Here is a 6,945-nt window from a genome sequence, read left to right as displayed (position 1 = left end):
TCTTGGCAAATCAAAGAAAGCTTGGAACAAGCGAATATTTCTTTGTCTCCCGAAAAACTTGCCGAACTGGAAGCCATTGCCAAAGATAGCTTGCATCCTCCGGCGCAAGTTAATCGATACACCAGCTTCATCGGTAATGTGATGGCTAGTCGCATTTCCGCCCAGTGGGATTTCACTGGCCCTTCCTTCACCATTTCTGCTGAAGAAAATTCGGTTTTTAAAGCTTTAGAAGTCGCTCAATTACTTCTGTCTAATGGAGAAGTCGATGCTGTTGTCGTCGGCGCTGTCGATCTCTCTGGTGGATTAGAAAACGTATTATTTCGTCAGCAGTTAGCACCAATTAATCAAGGGATTCCTACCTTAAGCTTTGATGAAAACGCGAATGGCTGGATGGTCGGGGAAGGTGCAGGTGCCGTCATTTTAAAGCGGCACGAAACAGCTAAACAGGAGCAAGACCGAATTTATGCTGTTATTGATGCCATCAGCTTAATTCAGGATAATGCCACTCATCAATCGACGAGCGATCGCATACTCACACAAGCTTGTCAGCAGGCGTTCGATTTAGCGGGTATTCACCCTACAGACATCGGGTATCTGGAAGTTTTTGGCAGTGGCGTCGCCTCAGAAGATGAAGCCGAAATCAAAGGTTTACTCTCTGCCTATCAGACTTCCCAAGCGAGTTTAAGTTGTTGCCTGGGAAGCGTCAAAGCCAACATCGGTCATACTTATACCGCTTCCGGGATGGCGAGTTTAATCAAAACTGTCCTCTGCCTGTATCATCGGTATATTCCTGCGACTCCCCAGTGGTCTAGACCGAAACTGCCTCAGATGTGGCAAGGAAGTCCCTTCTACGTCGCCACCGAATCGAGAACTTGGTTCTTAGAACCGGAAGTGTCGAAAAGAGTGGCTGCAATTAACGGCTTAGGCATAGATGGCACTTATTCTCACATCATCCTCTCGGAAGAATTGAGCCAAAAAGAGCGTCCCAGCAAGTATCTGGAACAAACGCCCTTCTATCTATTTCCCCTCACCGCTAATCATCAATCTGCGTTGCTCGAACAGTTGCATTCGCTCCAAAATCTGATTGAAACGGGTGACGATCTATCCGTTGCAGCAACACAGACCTTTACAGCTTTTGGGAAATCGCCCCAGGCGACTTATACCCTAGCGATTGTCGGTTCTCATAAACAGGAAATATTGCGGGAAATCCACTTAGCGATCGCAGGTATCAAAAAAAGCTTTGAAACGGGCGGAGAATGGAAAACACCACTTGGCAGTTATTTCACACCGAAACCTTTAGGAAAAGAGGGTAAACTTGCCTTTGTTTACCCAGGTATGGCTAGTTCTGCTCTCGGACTAGGACGGAACATTTTCCAGCTATTTCCTAAAGTTTACGATAGCTTCTCGGCTCTGACTCCCTATCCAGGTCAGGTCATGCACGAGAAACTTCATTATCCCAGAAGTTTAGAAAAACTTTCCACTCAAGCACAAGCAGAGAAACAGGCAGAATTTTTGGGTGACGGAGTAGCAATGTGCCAAACCGGAATCAGTTTGGCAGTGCTATATAGCCTGATTCTCAGACAGTATTTCCAAGTCCAACCCCAAGTTGCATTTGGGTATAGCTTGGGTGAAGCTAGCAGTATGCTGTTTGCCCTTGACATTTGGCGCGATGATGGGAAATTAAGCGAAGCTTTAGTGTCCTCTCCTCTATTTAGAACTGATTTATGCGGTCCCTGTTTAGCGGGACGTAGGTTTTGGGGTTTGCCAGAAAGCGATCGCTCGGAAAAATTTTGGATTTCCTATGTTCTCAAAGCGCCCGTATCGACAGTTAAGGAAGTCCTAAAGCAGGAAGAACGTGTTTATCTGTCATTTATCAATACTCCAGAAGAAGTAGTAATTGGTGGAGATCCGCAAGCTTGCTTAAGAGTGATTGAAACTCTCAAGTGCAAATATTTCCCCATCAATTTTGACAGTGTATTGCACTGCGAACCAACAAATACTGAGTATGAGGGATTGGTTGAATTACACACAATTCCCATCCAAAATGTACCCGATATTCAGTTTTATTCTGGAGTAAATTACGCTCCGATTAAGCTAGATACTAATTCTCTGGCCCATAACGCCGCCAAAATCTGCTGTATAACGGTTGATTTCCCTAGAATTATTCATCGTGTCTACGAAGATGGTGTCAGAATCTTTATTGAGGTAGGCGCAGGAAATAACTGTTCTCGATGGATTAGCGAAACGCTTAAGCAACAAGAGCATATTGCCATATCCATCAATACCAAAGGCGTTGATGACCATACTGGAGTGGTCAGGGTTTTAGCAAAACTTGTGAGTCACGGCGTCTCTGTGGATTTGTCCCCACTTTATTCTCAAGTGCCAGAAAAATCTATCCAACGTCAATCAATTGTTAAAAAAGTTACTTTGGGTGGAAGCCGAATTTATTCTAAAATATTGACCGCTGAAAATTGTGAGATTTTCCGAAAAGAGATAACAAGAGGTAATAAAGCAAAAGCCATGACAATAGCAAAAGAACCCCAACAGACAACTAATCATCAAAACCAAATGATGAAGATATTTCAGCTACAAATAGCTGTAGCCGAACAATTATTGAATCAAAATATATCAGCTCAGAGCAATGGTCAGATAGCCCCTGCAACTTCAGATCCTCAGGGCAATAGTTACACAAAGCCTTCTAATATTGTTTGGGATGAAGCAGATTTACTAGAATTTGCTGAAGGGAAAATTTCCCGTGTCTTCGGTAAGGACTATGAAATTATCGATTCCTATTCCCGGCGAGTGCGGCTGCCAGTTCCGCCCTATCTCTTGGTGAGCAGGGTTACTAAACTCGATGGGGAAATAAATAGCTTTAAACCCTCTTCAATTACAACCGAATACGATATTCCACAGAATGCCTGGTACGCTGTTGATGGTCAAGCTCCTTGGGCAATCAGTGTAGAATCTGGTCAATGCGATTTATTATTAATCAGCTACCTAGGAATTGATTTTGAGAATAAAGGCGACCTAGTTTATCGCTTGCTTGATTGCACCCTAACGTTTCTGGATGATTTACCCAAAGAAGGACAAACCCTGCGTTATGACATCCGCATAAATTCTTTTGTGCGAAGCGGAGATAACCTACTATTTTTCTTTAGTTACGAGTGCTTTGTTGGGGATAAAATGATCCTCAAAATGGACGGAGGCTGTGCCGGATTCTTTTCCGACGAACAACTCGAAAATGGTAAGGGAATTATTGTTTCCGATAAAGAACTTGAAGCGCGAAGCAAGATTCCAAAGCAAAAGTTTGAGCCTCTGCTAATCTGTCAAAAATCAAGGCTAGATGAGTCAGATATGTTATCCCTCACCGAGGGTAATATTGCTGCCTGCTTAGGAGACCATTATTGGCAAGATGGCTTAAATCCCTCCCTGCGCTTGCCCCCGAAGGCAATGCTCATGATCGACCGCATCACATCAGTAGAACCGACAGGAGGGGCTTGGGGTTTAGGTCTAATTATCGGCGAAAAATTTCTTGACCCAGATCATTGGTATTTCCCCTGCCACTTCAAAGACGATCAGGTGATGGCTGGTTCCCTGATGGCAGAAGGGTGCGGTCAACTCTTGCAATTCTATCTTCTCTATTTAGGATTGCAAACCTACACGGTTGATGCTAGATTTCAACCGATTCCCGGTTTGCCACAGGTCGTCCGTTGTCGCGGACAGGTGACTCCCATTTCGGGCAAATTAATCTATCGGATGGAAATCACTGAAATTGGCATTACACCAAAACCTTATGCAAAATGTAATGTTGAAGTCATCCTGAACGGCAAAATTGTTGTTCACTTCCAAGACCTAGGCTTGCAGCTATCTGAAAAGAACCCCAATCATTCAATTTCTGTTGAACAAGCGATAAACAACTCTCAACAAAAGGCAGGATTACCCCGGAAACCAGCCTTATTAAATGAAGATCAAGTCAACGAATTTTGTCTGGGTTCGGTTGCTAAGTGTTTTGGCCCAGAATTCGAGATTTATGACAACGGTGGCGTCAAAGCTTCGCGGATGCCCAATACTCATCTCAATTTGGTGCATCGCGTTTTGGAAGTGAATGGTAAGCGCCATGAACTAACAAAAAATTCCAGTATTGTTACTGAATACGACGTTCCCACAGAGCCTTGGTATTATCGCCAAAACTCCTCTCCAACAATACCGTACTCAATTTTAATGGAGATAGCTCTGCAACCCTGTGGTTTTCTCTCTGCTTATTTAGGAACTACTTTGTTGTATCCAAATCAAGACTTGTACTTCCGCAATCTTGATGGACAGGGTCGCCTTCTCAAGGATATAGATATTCGAGGAAAGACGATTACGAATACAGCCCGGTTACTGTCTTCATCCAATATCCAGGGAGTGATTATTCAGAGTTTTGATTTTCAAATGGTTTGCGATGGCGAACCGTTTTATGAAGGAACTGCCGCATTTGGTCATTTTAGCCCCCAATCTTTAGCAAATCAGGTAGGACTGGATCGCGGTAAGGATGTTCCACCCTGGTACGAAACGGAAAATACCACCGGACTCGCGAAAGCAAAAATCGACTTAAGGAGTCCGGAAAGTAGAGCCAAGTTTTATCGCCTTAATCAGGCTCGACCCCATTATCGGCTTGCTCAGTATCAGTTAGACCTCCTGAATGAAGTACGAATTATTCAAGGAGGAGGGAACTATCAGCAAGGCTACATCTATGCCCGAAAAGAGGTAAAGCCGAATGACTGGTATTTCAAGTGTCATTTTTACCTTGACCCGGTCATGCCTGGTTCATTAGGAATTGAGGGGATTTTGCAAGCGATGCAAGTCTATGCCTTGCAGAACGATCTTGGTAAACAATTCAAATCTCCCCGTTTTGTCCAAGCCATCGACCATCTAATCGTTTGGAAATATCGCGGACAAATTCCTCATGGTCATACCGAGATGTATTTAGAGGTTCATATTTCCAAAGTGGATATTACTCCAAACAAAGTCACCTTAATCGGTGATGCCAGTTTGTGGAAACCCAACCTGAGAATCTATGAAGTTAAAGACATCGCTCTTTGTTTAGTTGAGTCTGATTAAAATCTATCAAACTCACACTATGGTTCAGTTAGTACTGTTGGTGAATTAAGAACCTAACCCCCAGCCCCCTTCCCTAGTAGGGAAGGGGAGTCCGGAAGCCCCTCTTCTCCTAAGGGAGGGATTTGGGGAGTCAACCCAACCGACAATCTACAATCTGTTATTGGCTTGAATTGGAAAAAGAAACTATGTTGGCAATACCTTTAACGCAAAACAAAAATGGTCTTCGTTTCTCAGGAAATCCAAACAATCAAAATCCAGTCTGGCAGGGTTCTTTAAATTCTGTAGCTTTTGATGAAGAAGGTATCAAGACTAAACTGCTGAATTTAGATAAACCCTGTTACATCGTTAGCAAGCAAGGCCAAATTGGGGTCACGAACGAAGGTTATTTAGGGGATGCTAATAACGGCAAAACTGAATCCGTGGAAACTTTGACAGCAGTGCCACCGCTAGTTCCTCAACAGTTGGGAGACCCCAGTTTCCTGACTTTTCACGGGGTAAAATATGCTTATAGTACGGGGTCAATGGCGAATGGCATTGCCTCCGAAGAAATGGTAATTGCCCTTGGTAAAGAGAAAATTCTCAGTGCCTTTGGTGCCGCTGGCTTAGTTCCTTCTCGCATTGAAACTGCTATTCACCGCATTCAGCAAGCACTTCCAGAAGGGCCTTATGCATTTAATTTGATCCACAGTCCTAGCGAAGCTGCAATCGAGCGGGGTGCAATCAATTTATATCTCAAATACGGCGTCACCACCGTAGAAGCTTCCGCATTTCTGGATTTGACACCCAACATTGTTTATTATCGGGCAGCGGGACTTAGCCTCAATTCAGCGAATCAAATCGAGATCAAAAACAAAATAATTGCCAAAGTTTCTAGGACAGAAGTTGCAACTAAATTTTTGCAACCAGCCCCAACTAAAATGCTCAAGCAATTGGTCGCTCAAGGACTGATTACTGAGTTACAAGCTTCCTTGGCTGAAAAAATTCCAATGGCTGACGATATTACTGTAGAAGCCGATTCTGGCGGTCATACAGATAATCGTCCCTTAGTTTGTCTCCTACCTTCGATTCTGACTCTTAGGGATGAAATTCAGGAAAAATATGGTTACGAACAACCTGTCAGAGTTGGAGCGGCTGGAGGAATTGGTACACCGCAGTCAGCATTAGGGGCATTTATGATGGGAGCCGCTTATGTGGTGACAGGCTCCATTAACCAATCCTGTCTTGAAGCTGGAGCTTCTACTCATACCAAAAACTTGCTAGCTCAAGCGGCTATGGCTGATGTGAGTATGGCACCAGCGGCGGATATGTTTGAAATGGGGGTGAAATTGCAAGTCCTGAAACGTGGCAGTCTCTTCCCAATGCGGGCGCAAAAACTCTTTGATTTCTACAAGAACTATGACTCAATTGAAGAAATTCCGCTTGTGGAAAGAGAGAAATTAGAAAAAGAAATCTTCAGGAAGAGTCTAGAGTCAGTTTGGGAAGATACGGTTGCTTATTTTTCTCAACGCGACCCGGATCAAATAACCAGAGCAGATAACAATCCTAAACGTAAAATGGCTCTGATTTTCCGCTCGTATTTGGGCTTGTCCTCCCGTTGGTCTAATGCGGGTGAAAAAGGTCGTGAAATGGATTATCAAATCTGGTGTGGCCCCTCAATGGGATCGTTTAATGAATGGGTGAAGGGTTCTTATCTGGCTCAAGCGAATAATCGTCGTGTAGTTGATGTTGCCGATCACATAATGATTGGTGCTGGCTTTTTGTACCGGCTGCAAAACTTGAAACTACAGGGGTTATCGATGCCTGCACAATACTGGAACTATTGTCCAAAACCTCTTTTTTAGG

Annotated in this window: 2 protein-coding genes; both read left to right on the top strand. The window is 43.9% G+C overall.

Annotated elements, in window-relative coordinates; genetic code table 11:
* The first annotated feature begins 21 nt into the window (after positions 1-21).
* Positions 22-5,103, top strand: coding sequence for a PfaB family protein (locus tag H6F50_RS17610; RefSeq protein ID WP_206754838.1), 5,082 nt, complete (start codon positions 22-24; stop codon positions 5,101-5,103).
* 185 nt (positions 5,104-5,288) lie between these two features.
* Positions 5,289-6,944 carry a PfaD family polyunsaturated fatty acid/polyketide biosynthesis protein gene (locus H6F50_RS17605; protein ID WP_190429687.1) on the top strand — a complete coding sequence of 552 codons (1,656 nt, stop codon included), beginning with the start codon at positions 5,289-5,291 and terminating at the stop codon, positions 6,942-6,944.
* Position 6,945: the final 1 nt, after the last annotated feature.

The organism is Coleofasciculus sp. FACHB-712 (assembly GCF_014695635.1).
In the GTDB taxonomy this organism is placed as follows: domain Bacteria; phylum Cyanobacteriota; class Cyanobacteriia; order Cyanobacteriales; family FACHB-T130; genus FACHB-T130.
Note: the sequence above shows the minus strand (reverse complement) of the source record. Positions and strands in the feature narration are given on the sequence as shown.